At 59.6% G+C, this 25,536-nt stretch carries 28 protein-coding genes; 17 read left to right on the top strand and 11 right to left on the bottom strand.

The window, feature by feature from the left end; translation table 11 throughout:
• Positions 1-95 precede the first annotated feature (95 nt).
• Positions 96-1,433, top strand: coding sequence for a Fic family protein (locus S7S_RS00430; RefSeq protein WP_008739059.1), 1,338 nt, complete (start codon positions 96-98; stop codon positions 1,431-1,433).
• A 114-nt stretch (positions 1,434-1,547) separates the two neighbouring features.
• Here the strand turns inward: S7S_RS00430 and rpmG are convergent, their stop codons facing one another.
• The 3 genes from rpmG to radC form a co-directional block, all read right to left on the bottom strand.
• A complete protein-coding gene (gene rpmG, locus S7S_RS00425; protein WP_008739057.1) occupies positions 1,548-1,718 on the bottom strand; it encodes a 50S ribosomal protein L33 in 171 nt (56 codons plus the stop codon).
• Between the two features lie 14 nt (positions 1,719-1,732).
• Positions 1,733-1,969, bottom strand: a complete 237-nt coding sequence (gene rpmB / locus S7S_RS00420; protein WP_008739055.1) for a 50S ribosomal protein L28 — start codon at positions 1,967-1,969, stop codon at positions 1,733-1,735.
• 152 nt (positions 1,970-2,121) lie between these two features.
• Positions 2,122-2,796 carry a RadC family protein gene (gene radC, locus S7S_RS00415; RefSeq protein WP_008739054.1) on the bottom strand — a complete coding sequence of 225 codons (675 nt, stop codon included), beginning with the start codon at positions 2,794-2,796 and terminating at the stop codon, positions 2,122-2,124.
• 159 nt (positions 2,797-2,955) lie between these two features.
• On the opposite strand from radC, the gene coaBC reads away from it, so the two are divergent.
• The 5 genes from coaBC to slmA all read left to right on the top strand — a co-directional run bounded on the left by coaBC (position 2,956) and on the right by slmA (position 8,822).
• On the top strand, positions 2,956-4,158 hold the full coding sequence (gene coaBC, locus S7S_RS00410; protein WP_008739053.1) for a bifunctional phosphopantothenoylcysteine decarboxylase/phosphopantothenate--cysteine ligase CoaBC: 1,203 nt from the start codon (positions 2,956-2,958) through the stop codon (positions 4,156-4,158).
• Positions 4,159-4,287: 129 nt separating this feature from the next.
• A complete protein-coding gene (dut, locus tag S7S_RS00405; protein WP_008739052.1) occupies positions 4,288-4,740 on the top strand; it encodes a dUTP diphosphatase in 453 nt (150 codons plus the stop codon).
• A gap of 27 nt (positions 4,741-4,767) precedes the next feature.
• Complete coding sequence (locus tag S7S_RS20075; RefSeq protein WP_008739051.1) at positions 4,768-7,272, top strand: phosphomannomutase/phosphoglucomutase; 2,505 nt, start codon at positions 4,768-4,770, stop codon at positions 7,270-7,272.
• A 12-nt stretch (positions 7,273-7,284) separates the two neighbouring features.
• Positions 7,285-8,181: an acetylglutamate kinase gene (gene argB / locus S7S_RS00395; protein WP_008739050.1), complete on the top strand. Its 897-nt coding sequence runs from the start codon at positions 7,285-7,287 to the stop codon at positions 8,179-8,181.
• 50 nt (positions 8,182-8,231) lie between these two features.
• Positions 8,232-8,822, top strand: a complete 591-nt coding sequence (gene slmA, locus S7S_RS00390) for a nucleoid occlusion factor SlmA (protein ID WP_008739049.1) — start codon at positions 8,232-8,234, stop codon at positions 8,820-8,822.
• A 15-nt stretch (positions 8,823-8,837) separates the two neighbouring features.
• Here the strand turns inward: slmA and S7S_RS19755 are convergent, their stop codons facing one another.
• Genes S7S_RS19755 through rph form a run of 3 tightly spaced genes read right to left on the bottom strand, consistent with a single transcriptional unit; the run spans position 8,838 to position 10,847 of the window.
• Complete coding sequence (locus S7S_RS19755) at positions 8,838-9,479, bottom strand: hypothetical protein (RefSeq protein ID WP_052269176.1); 642 nt, start codon at positions 9,477-9,479, stop codon at positions 8,838-8,840.
• Positions 9,476-10,117: an orotate phosphoribosyltransferase gene (pyrE, locus tag S7S_RS00380; protein WP_008739046.1), complete on the bottom strand. Its 642-nt coding sequence runs from the start codon at positions 10,115-10,117 to the stop codon at positions 9,476-9,478. The genes S7S_RS19755 and pyrE overlap by 4 nt, the downstream gene beginning before the upstream one ends.
• 13 nt (positions 10,118-10,130) lie before the next feature.
• On the bottom strand, positions 10,131-10,847 hold the full coding sequence (gene rph / locus S7S_RS00375; protein ID WP_008739045.1) for a ribonuclease PH: 717 nt from the start codon (positions 10,845-10,847) through the stop codon (positions 10,131-10,133).
• Between the two features lie 131 nt (positions 10,848-10,978).
• On the opposite strand from rph, the gene S7S_RS00370 reads away from it, so the two are divergent.
• The 5 genes from S7S_RS00370 to tnpC all read left to right on the top strand — a co-directional run bounded on the left by S7S_RS00370 (position 10,979) and on the right by tnpC (position 16,035).
• The gene (locus S7S_RS00370; protein WP_238582918.1) at positions 10,979-11,830 is read left to right on the top strand and encodes a YicC/YloC family endoribonuclease; all 852 of its coding nucleotides are present in this window, start codon (positions 10,979-10,981) and stop codon (positions 11,828-11,830) included.
• Positions 11,831-12,118: 288 nt separating this feature from the next.
• A complete protein-coding gene (locus S7S_RS00365) occupies positions 12,119-13,336 on the top strand; it encodes a tyrosine-type recombinase/integrase (protein WP_008739035.1) in 1,218 nt (405 codons plus the stop codon).
• A 364-nt stretch (positions 13,337-13,700) separates the two neighbouring features.
• The gene (gene tnpA, locus S7S_RS00360; RefSeq protein WP_082027590.1) at positions 13,701-14,039 is read left to right on the top strand and encodes an IS66-like element accessory protein TnpA; all 339 of its coding nucleotides are present in this window, start codon (positions 13,701-13,703) and stop codon (positions 14,037-14,039) included.
• Complete coding sequence (tnpB, locus tag S7S_RS00355; protein WP_041025834.1) at positions 14,036-14,371, top strand: IS66 family insertion sequence element accessory protein TnpB; 336 nt, start codon at positions 14,036-14,038, stop codon at positions 14,369-14,371. The genes tnpA and tnpB overlap by 4 nt, the downstream gene beginning before the upstream one ends.
• Before the next feature lie 83 nt (positions 14,372-14,454).
• Positions 14,455-16,035 carry an IS66 family transposase gene (gene tnpC / locus S7S_RS00350; protein ID WP_041025833.1) on the top strand — a complete coding sequence of 527 codons (1,581 nt, stop codon included), beginning with the start codon at positions 14,455-14,457 and terminating at the stop codon, positions 16,033-16,035.
• 351 nt (positions 16,036-16,386) lie between these two features.
• Here tnpC and S7S_RS00345 read toward each other — a convergent pair whose 3' ends face one another.
• The 3 genes from S7S_RS00345 to cadR form a co-directional block, all read right to left on the bottom strand.
• The gene (locus S7S_RS00345; RefSeq protein ID WP_202966515.1) at positions 16,387-17,724 is read right to left on the bottom strand and encodes a sensor histidine kinase; all 1,338 of its coding nucleotides are present in this window, start codon (positions 17,722-17,724) and stop codon (positions 16,387-16,389) included.
• Positions 17,725-17,746: 22 nt separating this feature from the next.
• Positions 17,747-18,412, bottom strand: coding sequence for a response regulator transcription factor (locus S7S_RS00340; protein WP_008740518.1), 666 nt, complete (start codon positions 18,410-18,412; stop codon positions 17,747-17,749).
• Between the two features lie 162 nt (positions 18,413-18,574).
• Entirely contained in the window at positions 18,575-18,982 is a 408-nt protein-coding gene (cadR, locus tag S7S_RS00335) for a Cd(II)/Pb(II)-responsive transcriptional regulator (RefSeq protein ID WP_008740519.1), read from the bottom strand.
• Positions 18,983-19,077: 95 nt separating this feature from the next.
• Between cadR and S7S_RS00330 the strand changes: the two genes are divergently transcribed.
• From S7S_RS00330 to S7S_RS00310, 5 genes are read left to right on the top strand one after another with little or no spacing between them, the layout of a single operon-like run.
• Positions 19,078-19,974, top strand: a complete 897-nt coding sequence (locus S7S_RS00330; protein ID WP_004574643.1) for a cation efflux transmembrane domain-containing protein — start codon at positions 19,078-19,080, stop codon at positions 19,972-19,974.
• Between the two features lie 3 nt (positions 19,975-19,977).
• Positions 19,978-20,490: a signal peptidase II gene (gene lspA / locus S7S_RS00325; protein WP_008740521.1), complete on the top strand. Its 513-nt coding sequence runs from the start codon at positions 19,978-19,980 to the stop codon at positions 20,488-20,490.
• A gap of 21 nt (positions 20,491-20,511) precedes the next feature.
• A complete protein-coding gene (locus S7S_RS00320; protein ID WP_008740525.1) occupies positions 20,512-21,768 on the top strand; it encodes an ISL3-like element ISPpu12 family transposase in 1,257 nt (418 codons plus the stop codon).
• 59 nt (positions 21,769-21,827) lie between these two features.
• Complete coding sequence (locus S7S_RS00315) at positions 21,828-22,121, top strand: transposase (RefSeq protein WP_041025832.1); 294 nt, start codon at positions 21,828-21,830, stop codon at positions 22,119-22,121.
• Positions 22,118-22,984: an IS3 family transposase gene (locus S7S_RS00310; RefSeq protein ID WP_041025831.1), complete on the top strand. Its 867-nt coding sequence runs from the start codon at positions 22,118-22,120 to the stop codon at positions 22,982-22,984. The genes S7S_RS00315 and S7S_RS00310 overlap by 4 nt, the downstream gene beginning before the upstream one ends.
• Here S7S_RS00310 and S7S_RS00305 read toward each other — a convergent pair.
• Complete coding sequence (locus S7S_RS00305) at positions 22,954-23,673, bottom strand: type II toxin-antitoxin system HipA family toxin (RefSeq protein WP_238582917.1); 720 nt, start codon at positions 23,671-23,673, stop codon at positions 22,954-22,956. The two genes, S7S_RS00310 and S7S_RS00305, sit on opposite strands and share 31 nt — an antisense overlap.
• Positions 23,663-23,950 (bottom strand): helix-turn-helix domain-containing protein, encoded by a 288-nt coding sequence (locus S7S_RS00300; RefSeq protein WP_008734286.1) that lies wholly within the window; start codon positions 23,948-23,950, stop codon positions 23,663-23,665. The genes S7S_RS00305 and S7S_RS00300 overlap by 11 nt, the downstream gene beginning before the upstream one ends.
• Before the next feature lie 609 nt (positions 23,951-24,559).
• Here S7S_RS00300 and S7S_RS00295 point away from each other — a divergent pair.
• Positions 24,560-25,471, top strand: a complete 912-nt coding sequence (locus tag S7S_RS00295) for a TlpA family protein disulfide reductase (protein ID WP_035203582.1) — start codon at positions 24,560-24,562, stop codon at positions 25,469-25,471.
• Positions 25,472-25,536 lie beyond the last annotated feature (65 nt).

Below are 25,536 nucleotides of genomic sequence, written 5' to 3'. Positions count from 1 at the left end.
TCGGCTCATACCGGTCCAACAATGGGCCGATTACTGGCAAAATGAGCCGATTAACGATAAAGTGAGCCGATACGAGCCGATTTGAGACCGCCTTCATGTCCACCCGTGAAGCCATTCTTCAAGCGCTGTACCGCCAATCCCAGACGACGCATCCCTGGTTAGTCTCCAGCGAACTCGCCAGTGTGGTGGGGACCAGTAAATCCACTGTGAAACGCCATCTCGATGCACTGGTGGACTCAGGCGAGGTCATCCGCGAAGGGCAGGCACGCTCCACACGCTACCGAATCTCAGCCAGCTCGTCGGCCGTACCGACTGTCGTCCACACACCTTTCTCAGGGTTTGCCCTGTCGGCAAAGAGCCAGGCGCTGCTGGCCTCGCTGACGCGCCCACTCGGCGCGCGTGATGTGGTCGGGTATCAGCGCGCCTTTGTGGACGATTACACACCGAACAGAAGCTCGCTGCTACCACCTGCCCTGGCACAGTCTCTGGCCAGCGAAGGGCGCTTGCCAGGCCAGCAACCTGCTGGCACCTATGCCCGCAAGGTGCTGGAACCCCTGCTGATCGACTTGTCCTGGTCATCTTCACGCCTTGAGGGCAACCGCTACTCCTTGCTTGCCACGGAAGCACTTTTCCAAAGCGGCAACGCCGGAGGCGACACCGACGCAGTGATGCTGCTCAATCACAAGGCGGCCATCGAGTTTCTCGTCGATGCGGTACCCGAGTACGGCCTGACGCCCGCCCTGATTCGCAACCTGCATGCCATCCTGATGCAGGATCTCCTTGCCGACGCCTACGGGCTAGGCTGCATTCGCCAGAAGGTGGTGAACATCTCTGACACCACCTATACGCCAAGCCATGTACCCTCGCTGCTGGAAGAAATGTTCGAGCTTATTGTGGAAAAGGCGCGCCAGATCAAGAATCCGGTGGAAGCCGCCTTCTTCCTATGGGTTAACCTGGCCTACCTGCAACCCTTCGAGGACGGCAATAAACGCACTGGCCGGCTATCGGCCAACATTCCGCTGATGCTCTATAACTGTGCTCCCTTATCCTTCCTGGATATCGAGCAGCAAGATTATGCCTACGCCATGATGGGCATTTACGAGCACCGCGATGTGGCGCTCGCTGCGGAGCTTTTTGAGTGGGCCTACCGGCGCTCTGTCGCAAAGTACGCAGTAACACTTGAAGCCATGGGAGCCCCCGACCCGGTCCGCCTGCGCCTGCGCAATGCACTGAATGACGCGATCGGCATGATCGTTCGAGATGGCGCATCGGCAGAAGTCGCTACTGGCACATTGGCATTGTCCGGGGACACAGAGGTTTTCCGAAAGCTACTTTCTGAGGAATTGCGCGCGCTGGGCACGCACAACTGCGCACGCTACCGGCTGACCATGCGACAGACACAACAATGGGTCATGGCCGGGCGACCACACTGACACTCAGAGCAACGACGGAAGGCCACTGCCCAGGGCCATTGTCACGTCTTTGCGCAAGACACAAAAAAGCCCGGCATCGCCGGGCTTTTTCAGCAAGACTTCCGACAGGAAGGCTTACTTGATCTTGGCTTCTTTATAAGCCACGTGCTGGCGCACCACCGGATCGTACTTGCGGATCTCGATTTTCTCGGGCGTGGTCCGCTTGTTCTTGGTGGTGGTATAGAAGTGGCCGGTGCCTGCACTGGACACCAGACGAATTTTCTCACGTACCGCTTTACCTGCCATGACTCAGGCCTCCGTTATACTTTCTGGCCGCTGGCGCGGATATCGCCCAGCACTTTATCGATGCCGAGCTTGTCGATGATCCGCATGCCTTTGGACGATACACGCAGACGCACGAAGCGGTTTTCGCTGGCTACCCAGAAACGATGGTAGTGCAGGTTCGGCTCGAAGCGGCGCTTCGTCTTGTTGTTGGCGTGCGATACGTTGTTACCGGTGACGGGGCGCTTACCGGTAACCTGGCAAACCTTGGACATTGTCTTGCTCCAGAGAATCGTTGCTCGGGGTGTTCCGCAGGCGTGTGGCAGCTGCCGGAACCCCGGAATAAGGCGGCGATTTATACCAGAGGGGACCGGGGGAGGCAAGGCTCTTTTCCGCCCCCGGCCCGGAATGACAGGTTCTCCGCCCTTCAGAACATCTTCCGGCTGGCCATCGACACCCACTTCTCGTCGCCGACCACCAGATGGTCCAGCACCCGGACGTCGATCAGCTCCAGCGCTTTCACCAGGGCCCGGGTGATACAGCGGTCCGCCGAGCTGGGTTCCGGGTCGCCGGAAGGGTGGTTGTGGGCAAAAATCACCGCTGCCGCGTTATGGTCCAGAGCCCGGCGCACCACTTCACGCGGGTACACCACCGCAGCATTGATGGTGCCGCGGAACAGCTCTTCGTAGGTGATGATCCGGTGCCGGTTGTCAAGAAACAGGGCCGCGAACACCTCGCAGGGATGCGGTCGCAGTCGCGACATGAACAGCGGCCCGACATCACAGGGCTCGCGCAGGGGCTCTTCACGAATATAGTGCTGATCCAGATAGCGCTTGCCCATCTCCAGCGCGCCTTTGAAAAGGGCGAGCCGGGCCGGGCCAATACCCCGGAGCTTGCAGAACTGCTCTCGTGGCATATCCAGCAGTTGCCGCAAACCGCCAGCCTGTCTGAGCAGGTCTCGACCAAGGTCCACCGCATTGCTGCCGCCGGGGCCATGTCCGATAAAGAGTGCCAGGAGTTCGGCGTCGCTGAGCGCTTGCGCGCCACGCCGGATCAGTTTTTCGCGGGGCCGTTCGGTTTCATGCCAGTGTTTGATCGCCATGTCACATTTCCCTGTGATACGTGAGAGACCCGGACCACCCGTGCGGGTGTCCGCCTGTCATCTCCCCGAGCAGCCAGTGAGTGGGCAGTTACGCCTGTTACCCATTCGGTGCTACTCTTTGCGCCTTCCCTGGCGCGGCTTTACAGGACAATAGGCACTATGGAACGACTGGTCAACAAACGCATCCTGCTGGGCGTCACGGGGGGCATTGCGGCCTATAAAAGCGCCGAACTGATCCGCCGCCTGCAGGACGCCGGTGCCGACGTGCGCGTGGTGATGACCCAGGGCGCGCAGGAGTTCATTACCCCGCTGACCATGCAGGCGTTGTCCGGCAACCCGGTGCACACCGACCTGCTCGACCCGCACGCCGAAGCCGGCATGGGCCACATTGAACTGGCCCGCTGGGCCGACCTGGTGCTGATCGCGCCAGCCTCCGCCAACTTCATGGCGCGCATGGCCCATGGCCACGGCTCGGACCTGCTCTCCACACTCTGTCTGGCCACCGGCGCACCGATTGCCATTGCCCCGGCCATGAACCAGCAGATGTGGGCCGATATCGCCACCCAGAAGAACCTGCTGATCCTGCAGGAGAAGGGCGTACACGTATTCGGCCCGGCCGCCGGCAGCCAGGCCTGCGGCGAAGTCGGCCCCGGCCGCATGCTGGAGCCGCACGAGATCGCCCTGTGCGCGGCCAACGTGTTCGATTACAACCTGCTCACCGGGCTGCATGTCGTCGTCACCGCCGGCCCGACCCGCGAAGCTATCGACCCGGTGCGTTACATCACCAACCAGAGCTCCGGCAAGATGGGCTACGCCATCGCCGAGGCGGCAGCGGAAGCCGGCGCCCGGGTGACGCTGATCAGCGGCCCGGTGAACCTGCCCACCCCCACCCGTGTGAAGCGCATCGACGTGGTCCGTGCCGAGGACATGTATAACGCCAGCATGGCGGTCGTCGACGAAGGCTGCGACGTGTTCATCGCCACCGCTGCCGTGGCCGACTACCGGCCGTCAGTGACCGCCGAACACAAGATCAAGAAATCCACCGAGGAGATTCACCTGACCCTGGTGAAGAACCCGGACATCGTCGCCGCTGTGTCAGCGCACGCGAAGCGCCCGTTCACCGTGGGCTTTGCCGCCGAAACCCGGGACGTGGTGGCCTACGCCCAGGCCAAGCTGGACAACAAGAAGCTCGACATGATCGCCACCAACGATGTGTCCGGCGAGAACGTCGGCTTCAACAGCGACAATAATGCACTGACGGTAATCTGGCCCGGCGGCCACAAGGTGCTGCCGCTGGCGGCCAAGCGGCAGATCGCCAAACAGCTCATCGAGCTGATCGCCATTCGTCATAAACGCGACTGACCGGGACCGGATAGATCGCGGCACACGGACGTGCCAGCCAGCCCGCTCCCGCGGGCACAGGATGAGACGGCACGGGAAACGCCAGCCTCACCACCGGAGACACTCAGCCGACACGCCGGGGAAGGACGCATGCAATTGCAGTACAAGGTACTCAATCCGAAACTTGGCAGCGAATTCCCGCTGCCGGCCTACGCCACCACAGGCTCCGCCGGTCTGGACCTGCGCGCCATGGTCGAACAGCGCCTGCAGATCGAGCCGGGCCAGACCGTGCTGATTCCCACCGGCCTGGCCATCCATATCGCTGATCCGGGCTACGCCGGGCTGGTGCTGCCGCGCTCGGGCCTGGGCCACAAGCACGGCATCGTGCTCGGCAATCTGGTCGGCCTGATCGACTCCGACTATCAGGGCGAGCTGATGGTGTCCTGCTGGAACCGCGGCCACGCCACCTTTGCGCTGGAGCCGGGGGAACGGCTGGCGCAACTGGTGATCGTGCCGGTGATGCAGGTGACGCTGGAACAGGTGGAAGAATTCGAAGCCAGCCACCGTGGCAGTGGGGGGTTTGGTCACAGCGGCAGGCAGTAACGCGGGGCGCGTCTGGGGGACAGCACCATGGGCAAGAAACAGCAACCGGCAGACAAGAATCCGGCCACACCGGATCAGCCGGACAGGAAAAGCAGAAAGAAAGCCGGCAGCAAAGCCAGCCGGCACGCCGCAGCGCGAGGCATCCAGCGTTTCATGCTGGCCAGCGCAGCCATTACCGTGCTGTTGATCGGCGTGCTGGGCGCGGGGCTGTCGTACCTGCATCAGGGCGAGCGCGAACGTACTGCCAACCAGGCCGCGCACGCGCTGGTGCTGCAACCGGCAGCGCTGCTCAGCCAGGCCATCAACCTCAGCCAGGCCAGCGTGGAAACCCTCGCCGCCAGCTATGCGGTGCGCGACGCGCTCGCCAGCGGCCGCAGCCCGGAGGTGGTCTCGCAGCAGCTCAGTAGCCAGCTGCCCGCCAGCCGTGTCCACCTGATCCGTATCGGGGAACTGCCACGCGCCACCCTCTCGTTCACCGCCCGTGACCTGGTCCAGCAGGCCCGCGAGCACACGCCGCCTGTGGTCCTGTTGCCCGGCAACACACCACAACTGCTGTTCGCCCGGCGCACCCCCGACGGCCAGGGCATCCTGCTGGTGGAACAGGACCTGAGTGACACCCTCAAGCACCTGCGCCGGCTGGACATGCAGACTGGCGGCGTGCGCATCGTGCAGGCCGGCACGCCTGTGCTGCAGCTCGGCAACCCACAGGGGCCGGAGCGCGCCACCGTCCAGGCCAGTGGTGGCCTGACGCTGACCTATCTGGGCACGCCCGGAGGCGGTTTCGATGAAGTGGGCCCGCTGGCCGTGCTGGGCTTCGGCTGCGTGCTGGTGCTGATCCTGCTTGGCCAGTGGCTGGTGTTACGGGCCATCAGTGCCGGTATCAGCCGTGATGCCGGCCACCTGCAACAACACGCGCAGGAAGCCGGCCGCGCCGGTGCCGGCATCGGCCGCCGCTATACCTTCTCGGCGCTGGAAGCCGTGCGCAACCAGCTCGACAAGCTGGCCGGCCAGCGCCGCTCCAGCCGCCCGGCCAGCGCGGCTTCGCGCGGCAGTTCATCAGCGGGCGGCAGCGCCTCCCCGCCGCCAGACGCGTTCCTGGATATCCTGGTGGAGGACGACGCCCACCCGCTGATCGACGACACCGCAGCCCGCAAGATCGCACTGCCGGACGACATCTTCCGCGCCAGTGATATCCGCGGCGTGGTCGGCCGGACACTGACCCCGGACATGGTGGAACTGCTCGGCCAGGCAATCGGCTCCGAAGCTGGCGAACAGGGCCAGCACACCGTGCTGGTAGCCCGCGACGGCCGCACCTCTTCCGACGAACTCAGCCAGGCGCTGATGCGCGGCCTGGTGCGCAGTGGCCGCGAAGTGCTGGATATCGGCGCCATGCCATCACCCGTGCTTTATTACGGCACCGCCGTCATGGACACCCAGACCGGCGTGGTGGTCACCGGTAGCCACAATCCCTCCACCTACAACGGCCTGAAAATCATCATCGGCGGCGAGACCCTCGGTCGCGAGCGCCTGCTGGCCCTGAAGGCCCGCATTGAAGAAGACCGCCTCAGCGAAGGGCTCGGCGAAGTGATCTCGCGCGACATCAGCGAGCGCTACCTGCATGCCGTCAGCGACGACATCCTGCTGGCGCGCCCACTCAAGGTCGTGGTGGATTGCGGCAACGGCATCACCGGCGTGATCGCCCCGCAGCTGTTCCAGGCGCTCGGCTGCGAGGTCATGCCTCTGTTCACCGAGGTCGACGGCCACTTCCCGAACCACCACCCGGACCCCGGCCGCCCGGAGAACCTGCACGCCCTGATCCAGGCGGTAAAACAACACGGCGCGGATATCGGCATCGCCTTCGATGGTGACGGTGACCGCCTCGGCGTGGTCACCCCGGCCGGCGAAATCATCTGGCCGGACCGCCTGCTGATGCTCTACGTGCGGGATCTGCTGACCCGTTCCCCCGGCGCCGACATCCTCTATGATGTGAAGTGCAGCCGCGAGCTGACCAAGCTGATCAGCCGCATGGGCGGCCGGCCGCTGATGGTCCCGTCCGGCTATGCACAGATGAAGGCAAAGCTGCGCGAGACCGGCGCGCCGCTGGCGGGTGAGCTGTCTGGCCACATCTTCTTTGCCGACCGCTGGCACGGGGTAGAAGACGCGCTGTATGCTGCCGCCCGGCTGCTGGAGATCCTGGCACTGGAATCGGCTGGCGCGGACAGCGTATTCGCCCGCCTGAAGACCGGCCTGGTCACACCAGAGCTGTTGATTCCCGCCAGCGACACGGGCAAGTTCGAGCTGATGGACAAACTGCTCGCCCGACAGGACGCCTTCGCTGACGGCAGCATCACCACGCTGGACGGCCTGCGCGTGGACTTCGATGACGGCTGGGGCCTGGTACGGGCCTCCAATACCGTGCCCGCCCTGAGCGTCCGTTTTGAAGGGCGGGACAAAGCCGCCCTGCAACGCATCGCCGGGCTGTTCCGCACCGAACTTCAGGCCATTGAACCGAAACTGAAACTGCCTTTTTGATACGGAGACACCATGGACCAGCAGCGGGCAGGTGAAACCGCGCGCATTCTGATTGAAGCGCTGCCCTATATTCAGCGTTTTTCCGGCACCACCGTGGTGATCAAGTACGGCGGTAACGCGATGGAGAACGAAGAGCTGAAGAACTCGTTCGCCCGCGACATCGTGCTGATGAAAGCCGTCGGCATCCACCCCGTGATCGTGCACGGCGGCGGCCCGCAGATCGGGGACCTGCTGGCCCGGCTCGGCAAGGAATCAAAATTCGTCCAGGGCATGCGCGTCACCGACAGCGAGACCATGGACGTCGTGCAGATGGTGCTCGGCGGGCTGGTCAACAAGGAAATCGTCAACCTGATTCACCGCAATGGCGGCCGCGCCATCGGCCTGACCGGCAAGGACGGCGAGCTGATCCGGGCGAAGAAAATGCTGCTCAAGGGCGACAGCAATGACCCGGCACTGAAAGCCCCGGAAATCATCGACATCGGGCATGTCGGCGAAGTGCAGGGCATCGACGTGCGTGTGCTGGAGATGGTGGCCGGCAGCGACTTCATTCCGGTGATCGCGCCGATCGGCGTCGATGACGAGGGTATTTCCTACAACATCAACGCCGATCTGGTCGCCGGCAAAGTGGCCGAAGTGCTGCGTGCCGAAAAGCTGATCCTGCTGACCAACGTGTCAGGCCTGAAAGACAAGCAAGACAACATTCTCACAGGCCTGTCCGCTCAGCGTGTCCAGGAACTGATCGACGACGGCACCATTTATGGCGGCATGCTGCCGAAGATCGGCTGTGCGCTGGACGCGGTACAGAACGGCGTGCACAGCGCGCACATCATCGATGGTCGTGTACCGCATGCGGTGCTGCTGGAGATCCTGACCAATCAGGGTATCGGCACCTTGATCACGCGCCGCTAGGGGCCGGTGACGCGGCGCACCGCCATCCAGAGGGGAAAAGGGGAGTTGTGATGAGCGAACAGAAAGTCTCGCGCAAGGATCAGATTCTGCAGGCCCTTGCGCACATGCTGGAGGCGGAACCGGGCGGACGCATCACCACCGCCGGGCTGGCCCGCGAAGTGGGCGTGTCCGAAGCAGCGCTGTACCGGCACTTCCCCAGCAAGGCGAAGATGTTCGAGGGGCTGATCAATTTCGTCGATGAAACCGTGTTTTCCCGCATCAACCGCATCCTGCAGGACACTCCGGATGCGCTGGCGCAAACAGAACAGATTCTGACACTGCTGCTGACCTTCACCGAGCGCAATCCGGGCATCACCCGGTTGCTGACCGGCGACGCACTGGCGGGTGAAAACGAACGGCTGCGGCAGCGTATCGAGCAGTTCTTTGACCGCGTGGAAAGCCAGCTCAAACAATTGCTGCGCGATGCGGAATTCAAGCAGGGGTTGCGCACCAGCGCCACGCCTGCAGTGACCGCGAACCTGCTGCTGGCCGCTGCGGAAGGCCGTATCGCCCAGTTCGTCCGCTCCGGTTTCCGCCAGCCGCCGACACAGGGCTGGCAGGAGCAATGGCCGCTTCTGGCTGCAGGGCTGTTCAGGGAATAAACAAAGCGTGGTGGCTTAACGTGAAATCACGCGCAAGCGTTCTATGATGGGCTCGAAGGATTCACGCACCTTGATGATTTCCTGTTCGTAATGCGCGATATCGGTTTCCAGCTCACTGATCTGGCGGGTGTAGCGATCAATCACCAGCGCGGTGTTCTCCGGCACTTGGCGGCCGCTGCGCTCGATACGCGCCGCGTTGCTGATTTCCTGATCCAGCCGGGTGCGGGTCTGTGTGATGTTGCCCTTGGCGTAATCGATGTTCAGCCGTAACGCGCTGATCTGCCGGTCTCGGGCACGTTCGGCGTCTTCCGGTGCCGCATACATGCGCATCAGTTCTGCATCACGTTGCGCCTGCTGCTGCTCCCGGCGTGCCTGTTCACGGGCTTCGCGGATTTCCGCCAGCTCATCAGCGGATGGCGCAGGCGGCACGGTTTTGATCACACGTCCCTGGCTGTCCACCACCTCATAACCCACCTGCACACCTTCCGGCGTAAGCATGCTGGTCATCACCATGTTGCCCTGCGCGTTGATGTAGCGATAAACCGCCCCCGGCGGCAGCACGTCCGGCCCTGTTGACGGAGCCGGCGCACACCACACCGACACCGGCGCCGCCAGCGCCAGGCAGAACACCACCACCCGGGGAAGTCTGATCATCATGAGACGCCATATTCGCGGCGATATGCCTGCATCGCCGCAGTCTGTTCCTGTTGTCCGGTCTGCGCCAGATATTCGATGATATCCGCCATACAGACGATACTGTAGACCGGCACGCCGAGACTGTGTTCGACTTCCTGAATTGCCGACAGTTCGCCGCGCCCTTTCTCCTGGCGGTCCAGCGCCACCACCACGCCGGCCATCTGTGCCTCGGTCCGCTCAAACAGCGTGGCTACCTCGCGGATGGCCGTGCCGGCGGTGATGACATCATCGATCACCAGCGCACGCCCCGTCAGTGGCGCACCGACCAGCCAGCCGCCCTCACCATGATCCTTCGCCTCCTTGCGGTTGAACGCCCAGGGCACATCGCGACCGTGATGCTCGGCCAGCGCCACAGCAACCGCCGCCACCAGCGGGATCCCCTTGTAGGCCGGCCCGAACAGCATGTCGAACTCGACACCACTGGCGACAATCGCCTCCGCGTAAAAGCGCCCCAGCGTGCCGAGCATGGCGCCGGTATGAAAGGTGCCGGCATTAAAGAAGTAGGGGCTCTTGCGGCCGGACTTGAGCGTGAATTCACCGAACTTCAGCGCTTCGCGCGCCAGCGCAAAATCCAGAAACGCCTTCTGATACGCCTGCATGCTCGCCTCTCCGTTACCAGCCCAGCGCCTGCTGTTGCAGGCGGATCAGTTCACGAATGCCGCTGTCCGCCAGGGTCAGCATGGACTGCTGCTGATCCAGCGTGAACGGCTCCGCCTCGGCGGTGCCCTGGATTTCCACAAAGCCGCCCTGCTGGGTCATGACCACATTCATGTCCGTGTCCGCGCTGGAGTCTTCCACGTAATCCAGGTCCAGCACCGGGGTGCCTTTATAGAGGCCCACAGACACCGAGGCGACCAGGCCCACCAGCGGGTCTTCCTTGATCTTGCGGGCATTGAGCAGGTAGGTGAGCGCGTCCACCAGCGCCACACAGGCACCGGTAATGGATGCCGTGCGTGTACCGCCATCGGCCTGCAACACATCGCAGTCAATCAGGATAGTGTTTTCACCCAGCTTTTTGGTGTCCACCGCTGCCCGCAGCGAACGGCCGATCAGGCGCTGGATCTCCAGCGTGCGGCCACCCTGCTTGCCACGCGCCGCTTCGCGCTGGTTACGGGTGTTGGTGGCGCGGGGCAGCATGCCGTACTCCGCTGTGACCCAGCCTTTGCCCTGGCCCTTCATGAAGCGCGGCACGCCGTCCTCCACCGACGCGGTGCAGAGCACCTTGGTGTTGCCGAACTCCACCAGCACGCTGCCTTCGGCGTGCATGGTGTATTGGCGGGTGATACGGATATCGCGCAGTTGGTCCGGGGCACGGCCTGAGGGACGCATGCTGTCTCCTTGCATTCTCGGGGATTGAGTCAGGCCGCGATTCTAGCACAGGCCGGCGGCTCGCAGCCCCGCGCCCGGCGGGTTAGACTGCTTCTCTTCGCAGCATGACGGAAGAGATGATGATTCAGAGCATGACCGCCTTCGCCCGCCGGGACACCCATGTCACTGGCGCCACCCTGGTGTGGGAACTGAAATCCGTCAATCACCGCTATCTTGAAGTCACCCCTCGTCTGCCGGAAGCCTTCCGCGAGCTTGACGGCCCGTTGCGCGAGCTGTGCCGCAAGCATCTCAACCGCGGCAAAGTGGAAGTGGGCCTGCGCTACCAGCTGGACAGCGGCGACACCGACATCGTCATCGACGACGCCCTGGTCACCCAGTTCGGCGCCGCCATGGACCGCATCAACGAACTGCTCGGCCCGACGTCTGCGGTGAATCCGGCTGACATCCTGCGCCTGCCGGGCGTGATGCAGACTCGCGAAGCCGATTTCGCACCGCTGATGGCGCCAGCCCTCGCGCTGCTGGACGAGACCCTCGCCGTGCTGGTGGAAACCCGCGCCCGCGAAGGCGCCGCACTGAAACAACTGCTCGAAGACCGCCTCGACGGCGTGCTGGTGCAGGTGAGCCGCACCCGCGCCGCCTTGCCACGCATCCAGGACGCGCTGCGCCAGCGGCTGGTGAAGCGCGTGGAAGACGTGATCGCCAACCCGGACCAGGACCGGCTGGAACAGGAACTGGTGATGCTGGCGCAGAAGATGGATGTGGCGGAAGAACTGGACCGCCTGGAAGCCCATGTCACCGAAGTGCGCCGTGCGCTGGGGCAGGGCGGGCACGTTGGCCGGCGGCTGGATTTTCTGATGCAGGAACTGAACCGCGAGGCAAATACGCTGGCGTCGAAATCGATTGATACGGAGACGACACAGGCGGCGGTGGAGCTGAAGGTATTGATTGAGCAGATGAGAGAACAGATTCAGAATATCGAATAGAATCCACAGAGATCCACACCTATCCTCAATTCATTGTTTTAAAAGAAATTAACTGACAACTTCGTCCATAGCGATCCATCAGAACCCGCCAGAATCCAGACCATCCTGGTGGGCAAAATGGTGGGCAAAACGTGACTTTCTGCCCACCACCCCCTATTCTCGACACCAAATGGTGGGCAGCAATAACCGCTTCTCACTGAAAGGCCCATAAGCCGCGCCACACAGCTGCAATCCATAATTCAAAAGCGGTGGGCAGCCATTTCGTGACGGCAAGAGCAGAGGATAGGGATGAGTAAACTGACAGCCATGCAGATCAAGTCGCTGCTTAACCAGCCCCCCAAGAAACACGCTGATGGAGGTGGCCTGTATTTCTGTGTCCGGCCATCCGGCTCTCCCTACTGGATGCTGCGCTACAGCAACCAGGGCAAACGACGCGAGGTCACTCTGGGGCAATATCCGCAGATGACACTGGCCCAAGCCAGAGAGGATGCGGTCATGGCCAAGCAAGGCCTCCGCCAAGGCTCAGATCCTATCCAAGAAAAGGCCAAACTGGCGCTGCCGGAGCTCAACACCGTTTCAGAGTTGTTCCAAGACTGGTACGACAGCGACCTTTCAAAGCGTCTGAAACATCCGAATATTCCCAAACGAATCTTTAGGAAAGAGATCGCCCCTGTCATCGGCAAATATACCATAGGCGACGTTTCCCCCAGGGACATACGAGCCGTACTGCAAAAGGTTCAAAGCAGTGACAGACCCACGATTGCCAATGACACCCTCATGTACATGAAACAGCTGTTTCGCCATGGCATTAAACTGGATCTGCTACAAACCAACCCCGCCTCACCTTTTTCACCAAGTGACGCCGGCGGAGAAGAGCGCAGCCGCGAACGAAGCCTTTCCCTGGAAGAGCTAACGCATGCTTTTCAGGTCTTCAAGGAGAACATCAACAGTTTTGGCAGAGATAACCACCTGGCATGCTGCTTGTTTCTTGTACTCGGCGTGAGAAAAAGCGAACTGTGTGAAGCTCGCTGGGATGAATTTGACCTAAATGCCGGCATCTGGAACCTGTCAAAAGAGCGAAGTAAGACTGGAGCAGCCATCACCATCCCCCTGCCCACACAGGCTATCCGGTGGCTCGAAATCCTTCATGGCCATGCCTGTGGTGCCCCCTACGTTTTTCCGGCTCGTCGCGCCAGCAAACGCCCCCATATGGGTCCTGATACCCTAAACCGAGCTATCAGCAAACTGTTTGGCCGGGAAACAGGACGCAAAAAACAGCCTCCCAACAAGATGGGAGGGCTTGAACACTTCACCGTTCACGACCTGCGGCGCACCTTCCGCAGCCTTGCAGCTGCGGAAGGTGTGCCTGGGCATGTGGCAGAAAGGTGTTTGAACCATAAATTGAAAGGGGTGGAAGGTATTTATGACAGATATGACTACTTTGAAGAACGGAAGCTTGCACACCAGAAAGTTGCCGACCGCATTGAACCGGTGATACGGCTCTGATGCACAGGTGTGTTTAGACCGAATATAAAGACTTTCCTGTTGATTACTTCAATACCCTACACCTAGCCCTACACCAGAATTGTGGATTATAGCGGACGAAGATGAACTGATCTGGGCATAAGAAAGACGCGCCGCGCACAGCGGCAGACACATGCATGGTAGGGTCTGAAATCCAAAGGTACCCAGGCATAACGCCACTGGTCATCGCTCCTTGCCTATCCATGACCCAATAATATCGATCAAAAGTAAAGGTACAGCCAAACATCAGCTAGCGGATAGGCGTAACCGTCCGGCGAACTCATCTACCCGACGCCATTTCCGCCAGTAACTTAGGTGTCCACCTATTTCTAAGTGGACACCTAATATGAGTGAGATGCTTCCAGCCAAGACACCAGCCAAGCGCCGCCGCTATTCCCCGGAGTTCAAAGCCAATATTCTCCAGGAGTGCCAGGCCCCGGATGCTTCCGTCGCCAATGTGGCGCTGCGCTACGGTCTTAACACGAATCTTATTCATAAATGGCGCCGTGCTGCCGAAGGCAGTTCCAAGCCGTCGGTTCAGCGTGAGTTTGTCCCTGTGCCGATGCCGACGCCCTCTGTGTCCGGCGCGGCGGAGGTAGTGTTCGAGCTGCCTGGCGTAACGGTACGCTGGCCTCTGGCACAGATCGAGCGCGCCCTTCCCTGGCTGCGGACGTTTACGTCGTGATCCGGATCGACGCCATCTGGATGGCCACGGAGCCGCTGGATATGCGCGCCGGCCCGGATACGGCCCTGGCCCGTGTGGTCCAGGTATTCGGCGAAGCACGTCCCCACTGCGCCTACCTGTTTGCCAACAAGCGAGGCAACCGCATGAAGGTGCTGGTGCACGATGGCTTTGGCCTGTGGCTGGCCGCGCGGCGTTTGCATCAGGGCGGCTTTGTCTGGGGCAGACTGAGTCAGGGCGAGCGTATCGCCCTGACATCCGAACAGCTTCAGGCGCTGGTGGTCGGTTTGCCCTGGCACCGGGTTGGCCGTGACAAGGCCATTGCCATACTTTAAGCCGCTTGGCGCTGGCCTGTGCGCCGGTCAGCGCGCCCTCTCTGGTATCACTCCCGGCGGTGTCGTCTGGCAAGATAATGGCCATGACGACACCGCCGCATCTCGACCAGCTCACTGCCGAACAGCTACGCCAACTGGCGGCGCAACTGTTGGCCGATGCGGCGGAAAAAGAGCACACCATCGCTCAGCAAGGTCAGACCATTGCGCAGCAGGGTCATCAGCTCAAGCGTCACCAGCTGCTGAACGACAAGCTCACGCATGAGCTGGCTATCCTGAAGCGCCATCGCTTCGGCAAGAGCAGTGAAGGCCTGGATAGCCACCAGGCCAGCCTGCTGGATGAACTGGTGGACGCGGATATCGCGGCGATTGAGGTGACACTGTCCGAGCCCGTCGCATCAGTGGGGGCCACCTCGGCACCGGAGAAGCGCCAGCCCAAGCGTGTGCCGTTACCGCCGACCCTGCCGCGCACGATCATCGCGCACGAGCCGGACCACACTGAATGCCGTTGTGGTTGCCAGCTCCAGCGCATCGGCGAAGACATCAGTGAAAAGCTCGATTACACCCCCGGCACCTTTACTGTCGAGCGCCATGTGCGCGGCAAGTGGGTCTGCAAACACTGTGAACGCCTCACCCAGGTCCCGGTCCCGGCGCAGATCATCGACAAGGGCCTGCCCACCAGCGGTTTACTGGCCGACCTGCTGATCGCCAAATACGCCGATCACTTGCCGCTGTACCGGCAGGAAAGGATCTTTGCCCGCGCCGGGCTGGGCATCGCCCGCTCGACGCTGGCTGACTGGGTGGGCCGCTGCGGCGTGGCCCTGCAACCGCTGGCAGATGCCTTGCGTGAAACACTGCTTACGCAGCCGGTCCTGCATGCTGACGAGACGCCTGTGCCCATGCTGTCGCCCGGCAAGAAGAAAGCCCACCGGGCCTACATCTGGGCCTACTGCAGCCCGACCACTGCCGCCCTGCATGCCGTGGTGTACGACTTCGCCGAGAACCGGGCCGGCGCCAACGCCCGCACCTTCCTCGAAGGCTGGCAGGGCAAACTCGTCTGCGACGACTACAGCGGCTACAAGGCGGGCTTCCAGACCGGCATCACCGAGATCGGCTGCATGGCCCATGCACGCCGGAAGTTCTACGACCTGCATACGGCGAACAAAAGCCAGATCGCCGAACAGGCGCTGAGACTGATCCAGCAGCTCTACGAGATCGAGCGCGAGGCCAATGCCTTGTGCGCCGATGAGCGACAGCGTCTCCGGCAACACCGATCAAAACCCATCCTGAACAGCTTGCACCAATGGCTGATGACACACCGGCAGAAAGTGCCGAACGGCTCCGCCACGGCCAGGGCAATCGACTACAGCCTCAAGCGGTGGCAGGCGTTGATACGCTACTGTGAGGATGGGGCCGTGCCCATGGATAACAACCAGGTAGAAAACCAGATCCGGCCCTGGGCGCTGGGGCGTTCCAACTGGTTGTTCGCCGGCAGCCTGCGCAGTGGCCAGCGTGCTGCTGCCATCATGAGTCTGATCCAGTCAGCTAAACTGAATGGGCATGACCCGTACGCGTATCTGAGAGATGTGCTGCAGCGACTGCCGACGCAGAAGAACAATGCCATTGATGAGCTATTGCCGCATCACTGGAAGCCGGATGCCGTTTAGCAAGGCGTGATAGCCGGACGCTTACGGATAGGCACCTTATCGCCGCCGTGCTAAGGGAGCATTTCCTCGATTATTTTCCCCGATATCATTGCATGTATGCTCTGGATTAGGACATCCAACGCGGTGCTTGCCAGCAGGCCGGCATCGTCGAAGCTGAAGCTCGCGCAATCTTACTATTTACGCCCCACTGGCGAAGCCAGACCAGAAGGGGGGGGGGGGGAGAGTTTTCTCTTTTGGCACGATTTCTTCGAACCCGTAAAAGGTCGAGACCACAGCACTACGATACGCGGCTCAACCAACCAATGTCACACCACAACAACCAGAATTCGATCAATGATTACATTCTTGCCATTAACGATCGTGCCATTTATTCGTTGATAGAATTTGGTTTGGGAAAGGAACTTGAACAGTAACAGTTAACCCACCTGACCGGCCAAGCCCGCATCTTACCTCCCCCCCGTAGCGCTGAACGATTTCAAACACAATAGCCAGTCCCAGTCCGTGACCCGGGGCTTGCTCATCAAGTCTTAACCCCCGCTTTCCCAGCGTCTTCAGAGCTTCCCCGGCCACACCCGGGCCATCGTCACCCACGACAATTATCATCTGATCTCGGCATTCCTCCAGAAGGAGCTCTACGCAACGAGACGACCACTTTCCAGCGTTATCGAGAAGGTTGCCAAGTACCTCATTCAGGTCTTGCTCGTCTATAGGCCAGCACCGCTCTTCTGCTAGATTTGTTGCAAGCTCAAAGGATTTTTCCGAGTGTAGACGACCCAGCATCCATAGCAGGTCCCGTGCCAATTTAACCGGGTAAGCGCTTTGGCCTACATGAGCGCCCGCAAATTTGCTACGCCGTAATTTTGCCTCTAGTTGCTTATCGATATCGTCCAGCCTCGAGACTATTGCCTGCCGCAGCTCCTGATCTAAAGGGCGGCCAGTGTCTTGTAGAATCTGGCGTACCGCTGCGATAGGTGTCTTGACGCTATGTGATAAGTTGGTGAGAGCATTCCGAGATCGCTTGAGTCGATGCTCGAGAGAATCCAACAGCTGGTTAAGCTGACCAACAAGCGGACGGAATTCATCTGGTCCGGTGGCGTCGATTCGAGAAATCTGGCCAGACTGAAGCCTGTTCAGCGCGCTCTGAAGGGCCTCTACAGGTCGAAGGGCCAAGGTAACACCTATCCAGAGGCTTCCAACCAGCAGCACCATTAGCAGGACAGAAACAACCGCCGTCCAAGTGTGCAGCGTCTCTTGACTCTGTTGCAGCGACTCCATATTTTCGGCCACAATCACCACAATCATGACTCCATCAATCATGAATGACCGACGATAAGCGAGAATCCATGGCGGTGCTTCAGGTACGGACGCATCATGAATGTTAACTCCCCCCTGTTTATCGGAAGCGAACAAAGGCTTTAAGAGAGGGGCCCAGGACTCAGGGGAAACCATCTGTTGTGACGGTGAGGCAATAGCGAAGGCATGATGGAAAACTTCTTGGAAATAATCACCGGTATCTAAACTATCGATCGCCCCCCCGGACTCTCGTATTCGATGCTCCAGAAAAGCGACCTCTTCCTTTAATCGACTCTCCACAAACTCACGGGACATGCGCTCCAGCAACGTGCCGTGAATAAACCAAGCCAAAGCCATCAAGGCAACGCCTGCGGGCAATAGCAGGAGTAAAAGCATCCCCCGTACCGAGCTGGGCCTTTTAGTCACGGGCATCGAACATATATCCTTGGCCACGTCGTGTTTTAATCGTGTCTGTACCGACTAGCTTCCTCAGCCGGCGGATGTAGGCCTCGATAACGTTCTCACTCGGATTATCGTTTAGGTTATAAAGTTGCTCCATTAACTGCTCCTTGGAAAACACGTGTCCGGGACGCCCCATGAGACACCTGAGCAGCCGGAATTCAGTGCCTGTCAGGCTGTGCTCTTGGCCATCGTTTGCTTTAAGGGTCTGGCGACTCTGATCCAATTCGAAATACCCAGCCTTGACGATATCTACCATCCGCCCTTCGCTACGCCGTATTATCGCATGCAGCCGGGCAATCAGCTCTTCGGCCTGGAACGGCTTGGTCAAATAATCGTCAGCTCCGACCTTCAGCCCGTTGACCTTTTCTTGCCAGTCTCCCCGTGCCGTCAGGATCAATACTGGAAAGCCGATGTTGCTGCCGCGCCAGCGCCGCAAGACGTCCAGGCCGCTACCGTCAGGCAATCCCAAATCCAATATACATGCCCGGTAGCTTTCCTGTTCACCCAGCACTATCCCATCATGGGCTGTAGACGCAATGTCCACACTAAAGCCTAGCTTCTCCAATTGACTCGACAGGCCGTCCGCTAATAGTCGGTCATCCTCCACCAGAAGCAGCCTCATTATTTACACCTTTTAGTCAGTATTTAGATACCCCATCAATATCGCAGAGCAGCCTGAATCCAGCCTGAAAAAAATGGGTAAGCGGATTAAATGGTTGATCTTACCTTTGCATGAGAGTGAGACAGACCGGCATCTCATCGGATTATCTGGTTGATGCTTCACCTACTGCTGGTGCATGTTTCCTTCGCTAATTCCAGCAAGAACCCCACACGCCTCAACTTCCCGGTCATCGTTGCAACTCGCTCTCAGTGAAACGAGTTGTTTCTCAAGCGCTTTCAGAGCGGTTATCTGCGACCGCACATGAGAGATGTGATCATCGAGCAAGGCGTTGACGGCGGTACAAGGCTGATGAGGGTCGTCCTGATAGCTCTGTAGTTCGTGAATCTCAGCCAGTGACAGGCCCAGGATTCTGCAGCGACGGATGAAGGCCAGCCCCTCACCATGCTTCTCGGTATAGACACGGTAACCGTTGTCCTGCCGATCAGGCGGCGGCAACAAGCCCTGCTGTTCATAGAAGCGGATCGTCTGTGTTTCGACCCCTACCAACTGCGCCAACTGACCAATGCGCATCAGCCTCCTCCCCAACGGATTCTTTACTCTATTGACCTTATAGTAGCTTTATAGTTTTAAATGGTACCACAACATTGTTCAAGTGGAGTCGTATCATGAGCAAATCCTGTGGTGGCGCCTGTGGCGGTGATGCAACGTCCGCAGCGGATACCGATATACAGGCCTCCTCCGAGGCGCCAGGGAGATGGGTCAGTGTTTATGCCGTGCCGAAGATGGACTGTCCATCAGAAGAACGAATGATTCGCCTAGCCCTGAACGGCTTTGAGGAGATTCGGGCGCTGTCCTTCGACTTGTCGAACCGCCGGCTGAAGGTCGTGCATGACGGCGAGGTCGAGCCCGTCACCTCGAAACTGAAGACCTTGGGGCTAGGCGCCTCGCTTCAGGAAACCGTCGCTGCAAATCCGGAGACCATCAAGGCCGCCGAGTTTTCGGCAGCTTCTGCTAAGCAAGAATCCGGGACCCTGCGCTGGTTGCTCGGCATCAATGCACTTCTGTTCGTGGTGGAAATGACTGCCGGTCTGATCGCCCAGTCCACCGGCCTGATTGGAGAATCCCTGGACAATTTTGCCGATGCGGCGGTGTACGGGCTTGCCCTTTATGCGGTTGGACATAGCGTGAAAATGCAGGTACGTGCCGCGCATCTTGCTGGTGTACTGCAACTGATCTTGGCTGTGGGCGTGCTCGTAGAGGTGGTGAGACGCTTTGTATTCGGTAGTGAGCCTGAATCGCTGGTGATGATGGCTATCGCATTCGTCGCATTGATTGCCAATACCAGTTGTCTGCTGCTCATATCCAAACATCGGGAAGGCGGGGCGCACATGAAGGCAAGCTGGATATTCTCGGCCAACGACGTGGTGATCAACCTGGGGGTCATCACCGCCGGCGCCCTGGTCGCGTGGACCGGTTCCAATTATCCGGATCTGATTATCGGCACCATCGCGGGGGGCATTGTACTTAACGGTGCCAGACGCATTTTGGCGTTGAAGGGTTAAATAATGCTCATTATTGGCAAAAAGCTCTCGCCGTATGCCCTATTGTCCATATCGGGCCTGCTGGCAGCGTCTGATCAGGCTGTAAAGTGGCTGGTGCAGCAATCAATGGCCTATGGCGAGTATGTTTCGGTGACCCCGTTCTTTAACTGGGTGCACCTATGGAACACCGGTGCCGCATTCAGTCTTTTTGCGAATGGTGGAGGCTGGCAGCGCTACTTATTTATCGGAATCGCGGTAGTGGTCTCGATTTTTCTGATCAAGCTGATCCTTGAAAATCGTCATAAAGGAGAAGCCATCGCTTACAGTCTTATCCTCGGTGGCGCCATGGGCAACCTGATTGACCGGGTCTTTCGCGGCTATGTTGTGGATTCCTTTGATTTCTATTGGCGAGACTGGCATTGGCCGGCCTTCAACCTGGCTGATATTGCAATTGTCCTCGGTGCCTTACTTTTCGTTTCCAGCAGCTTGTTGGGTAAAAAAGCAAACACCAATGCCGAGCCGGATGGATCTGACTGACACCTACGCCTATACAACACCATGACCGAACTTCCCGACAACATCCTTCACCTGCCGCAATACCAAGTACTGGGCTGCAAATCAACCGACGACGAAATGCACTTCCAGGTGGACGTGCCCGATCCCATCGCCTGCGAGGAATGCGGCGTGCAGGGTGAGTTCGTACGGTTCGGCAAGCGTGACGTTCCCTATCGTGATCCGCCCATCCACGGCAAGCGGGTCACTCTCTGGGTGGTCCGCCGCCGATACACCTGCCGGGCCTGCAAGACAACATTCAGGCCCCAGCTACCGGAGATGGTGGACGGATTCCGTATGACACTGCGGCTGCATGAGTACGTGGAGAAGGAATCCTTCAACCACCCCTACACCTTTGTGGCGGCACAGACCGGCCTGGACGAGAAGACGGTGCGCGACATCTTCAACGCCCGCGCCGAGTTCCTGGGGCGCTGGCACCGCTTCGAGACGCCCCGCATCCTGGGCATTGACGAGCTATACCTGAACAAGCGCTACCGCTGCATTCTGACCAACATTGAGGAGCGAACCCTGCTCGACCTGCTGGCCACCCGCCGCCAGGACGTGGTGACCAACTACCTGATGAAGCTGAAAGACCGGCAGAAGGTCGAGATCGTCAGCATGGACATGTGGAACCCCTACCGGGCAGCGGTCAAGGCTGTGCTGCCCCAGGCCCGTATCGTGGTCGATAAGTTCCATGTGGTGCGCATGGCCAACGATGCCCTAGAGAGAGTGCGCAAGGGCCTCAGAAAGGAGCTGAAACCGTCCCAGAGCCGGACTCTCAAGGGAGACCGGAAAATCCTGCTGAAACGCGCTCACGAAGTCTCAGACCGGGAGCGCCTCATCATGGAGACCTGGACAGGCGCGTTCCCGCAACTGCTGGCCGCCTACGAGCACAAGGAGCGCTTCTACGGCATCTGGGACGCCACCACACGGCTCCAGGCAGAAGCCGCCCTGGACGAGTGGATAGCCACCATCCCGAAGGGCCAAAAGGAAGTCTGGAGCGATCTGGTCAGGGCAGTGGGAAACTGGCGCGAAGAGACCATGACCTACTTCGAGACGGACATGCCCGTCACCAACGCTTACACGGAGTCCATCAACCGACTGGCCAAGGACAAGAACCGTGAAGGGCGCGGTTACTCCTTCGAGGTGATGCGGGCACGAATGCTCTACACCACGAAGCACAAGAAGAAGGCACCGACTGCGAAGGTCTCTCCTTTCTACAAGAAAACCATCGGTTACGGACTGCCGGACTTCGCAGAGTGAACCTGCCCCGCTGAAACGGACGCCAGGAAGCGATATTCTCATCGCACCTGGAGGTTCTCATGCAACGTATACCCCGTCGTCGCTACACAGACGATTTCAAGGCTCAGGCGGTCACGCTGGCCGGCTCAATCGGTCGTGCTCAAGCGGCACGACAGCTGGATATATCCGTCAAAACACTGGCCAACTGGCTGGATGCATCACGGGCCGAGCGGCCCGTGAGCTCACCCTCGCGTGCACCGGTTAGCGACCTGGAAAGTGAGCTGGAGCGGCTCCGAGCCGAGAATGCCACGCTCAAGATCGAGCGTGAAATCTTAAAAAAAGCGACGGCGTTCTTCGCCAAGGAGTCCAAGTGAAATACGCCTTCGTCGCTCGTGAACGGGCTCTGTTTCCGGTCAGGTTGCTATGCCGAGTGCTGGCAGTCTCGGTGTCCGGTTTCTATGACTACCTGCGTCGGCAGTCAGCACCGCGCCGGGATTCAGACGCGATGCTTCGGGCGGACCTTCATGCCATCCATGCGGTCAGCCGCCGGACCTACGGCCGTCCACGTCTGGTCAGGGCGTTGCGAGCCCGTGCTCATGTTGTCGGCCACAAGCGTGTTGCCCGCCTGATGCGCGAGGAGGCGCTTCAGGGCAAGGTGAAGGGCGGCTTCAAGCCCCGCACTACCGATAGCCAGCACAGGCGGCAGGTGGCTCAGAACCTGCTGGATCGCCAGTTCGCCGTAGACAGTCCTGTGCCGGCCTGGGTGGGAGATATTACCTACATTCCCACCAGGGAGGGTTGGCTGTATCTGGCTGTGGTACTCAGCCTGCAAACCCGGCAGGTGCTCGGCTACAGCCTGTCCGAGCGCATGCCTGACGACTTGGTGCAGCAGGCATTCCTCAATGCCTGGACCGCTTCGCCGGTCGGTGAGGGCGTGCTGTTCCACTCCGATCGTGGCAGCCAATATGCGAGCGGTGACTTCCGTGCGATGATCGCTGCGCTGGGCTTCGTGCCGAGCATGAGTCGCAAAGGTAATTGCTGGGATAACGCCGTGGCTGAGAGCTTCTTCGCGACGCTCAAAAACGAGGAAGTCACGGGCGCGTATGCCAGCAAAGCGGAGGCACATAACGCTATTGCCAGCTACATCCACGGCTTTTACAACCCCACAAGGTTGCACTCAGCCCTCGGATACGTGTCACCCAATGACTATGCAAGCAGACTGAAACACGCAGCTTGATTCACGGCTTCTTGGCGTACGTTTTCGCGGGACAGGTTCAGATAGACCGCTTCACAGAGCCCTTCTTCATGGGCGAGGGGCAGATTCCGGGAGGTAAACTTGACCAGCCAGGCCTCATCGCCTGGCCTCGCCACCGTGCGGCAGTGATCTGGCTCATCCGGGGAGATGTAGAGCTGCGCCTTAGGCCTGGCACCACCGGAACTGCCCGCCGCTACCAGATCCGCCAGCACCTCTTCCGTCTGACCGTCAAAAAACGCCTGCGCCTCCATGCCTAGCGTCGCTAGCTCGATGTCGCCGGTTGAGGCAAGCGGGTATTCCGAGGTCGGCGAGAATGACAGCCCCCCCATCCCGGAAGCCCCAACGAACGCCAAACGATCCATGGCGGTAATCTGGGCCGGGAGAATGCCATGCTGCCGGAATACGCGATCTTGCAGCAGCACCCCCCAGCCATCCGGCAGACTGTCGCCGAACAGGCCATGCAGGCCCGAGTGCGGCCTTTTGGGAGCAAGCTGCAGCTCCGTGGTTGCCTTTAGGCCAAAGGGCGAGAGGTTGCCATATCGCCCCAGATAATCGGCATCGTACTGAAAGAAGACGCCCTGCCGGTTCTGCGCCAGCACGCCCACCATCACCGCCTGCCCCGTTGTCAGCGTCCGGGTCACCGTCAGCTTGCGAACCGGTTTAAAGGTCATCGCTCAATACCTCATCGATACTGGATGGCATCTCGGTTTGGTCAGAGGAGTGACGGGTTAGCGCGTACAGGCGACGCAGATCATCCAGGCTCTGCCAGAGCAACAGCAACTGCCGGAACGAGATTTGGCCGGTGAGCTCGAATTTCTTGATGGTGGATGCCGGCACCCCGCTACGCGCAGCTAGCGCATCGCGAGACAGCTTGGCCTGCTTGCGCAAACGCCGCAGATGGGTAGCAAAGGCCTGTTGAACATCGGCATCGTCAAGTAGGGCGACCATATCACACCTATATGGATACTATTTTGTCCAATTATCGCATCAAATGAACAAAATAGACACGATAATGCCCATTACCGACAGGCCGTGCACCAAAGACCAGGAATCGTTCTGCCTTTAGCAACAACTCCTTCGCCAGCAATCTTAGCCAAACCCCTTCACTAACAAACGTGAGAGCCCTGGAGCCTCATTCAGTAATAAAGCCAATGCCGGGCCCAATGAAGAATCCGCCTTCCAGGTCCTCAGCACCGCCCCTTCTTCATTAGTAGCTACCAGCCATCCATCCAGATAACGCCAACAAATTGTCATCTTGCTCTCCAGTGAGTATGTTCACCAGAAAACCTATCGTCACGACCTGAAAACCGGGCAACATGGACCCTGAATTTTCAGCAAGCCCCCTCCTCCAAAAGGCCCCGCGTATTTGCTCATTAAGCTAAATCAAGGGCTTAAAAGTGGTGGGCAGCATGGTGGGCAAAGCAAAAACCGCCACACAAAAACACCTTCAACCAATTGATTTCCAAGTATTTTAAACTTTTAACCAACAAACAAATTCAGAATATTGAGTAACCTTCGCATCGCCGGCGGAACAATCCCCAACTCTGAGAGGTCAGCATGTTCAAGTACGGGTGGTTAGTATTGATACTATGTCTGAACCTGCCGGCCCATGCTGGCGAGGCACGCTTCGACGATATCCCGTTGAGCGAGTTCACAACCGGGAAGGCCGTCAGCATTGCTGGCCTGGAAGACGACAAGCCCACTTATCTCAAGTTCTGGGCCACCTGGTGCAAACCCTGTATGGAGCAGATGGCTCATTTTGAGGCACTGCACCAGACGTATGCCGACCGGATGAATATCGTCGCGGTCAATATCAATATCAATGAACAACGCCCCCATATTGAAGGCGTTATTGAACAATATGATCTGAGCATGCCGGTATGGCTGGATGAAAAAGGCCAGCTCGCGCAGGCCCTGGGCCTGGTGGGCACGCCCTACTCCGTACTCATCAACACCGCTGGCAACGTCGTCTATACCACCCACGAATCCGATGACAGGCTTGACCGTTTCATCAGTATGCTGGCACAGGGCCAACAACTCGAAAGCGCCGGCACCGAGGCGCTTACCGAAACGCAGCAACAGGCATTGCTCGAACCCTGGATGAAGGGCGAGCACCTTTTGTTTTTTACAGCCACCTGGTGCGACTGGTACCTGAAGGATTCCAGGCCCGAAATGTCACAAGCCTGCGCGCAGGTGCAGAGCGGATTGAATGACCTGCACGCACGGCTCGACGACAAGCACTGGCAAGGGGTGGTCAATCACCTTTGGACCGACGAGCAGGCCCTGGCGGATTTCACGCAGCTGTATGACCTTGAGATGCCCTTCCAGGTGGATACCGGCGGAGCCTTGTTCACTGCGTTCCAGGTCAGAAGCATTCCCACCCTGATCCGGGTGAAGGACGGGGAGGTTCAGGCCAGAATTACGGATTTCAGCAATAGCGATACCGTGATAGAGCAACTGGCATACTGATCCCCCGGCAGCCTCATATTGGCGGGTATCAACCCAGGGAACCTCTGAATAACTCCCCGGGACAA

The organism is Isoalcanivorax pacificus W11-5, from assembly GCF_000299335.2.
In the GTDB taxonomy this organism is placed as follows: domain Bacteria; phylum Pseudomonadota; class Gammaproteobacteria; order Pseudomonadales; family Alcanivoracaceae; genus Isoalcanivorax; species Isoalcanivorax pacificus.
This window is presented reverse-complemented; position numbering and strand designations above follow the sequence as displayed.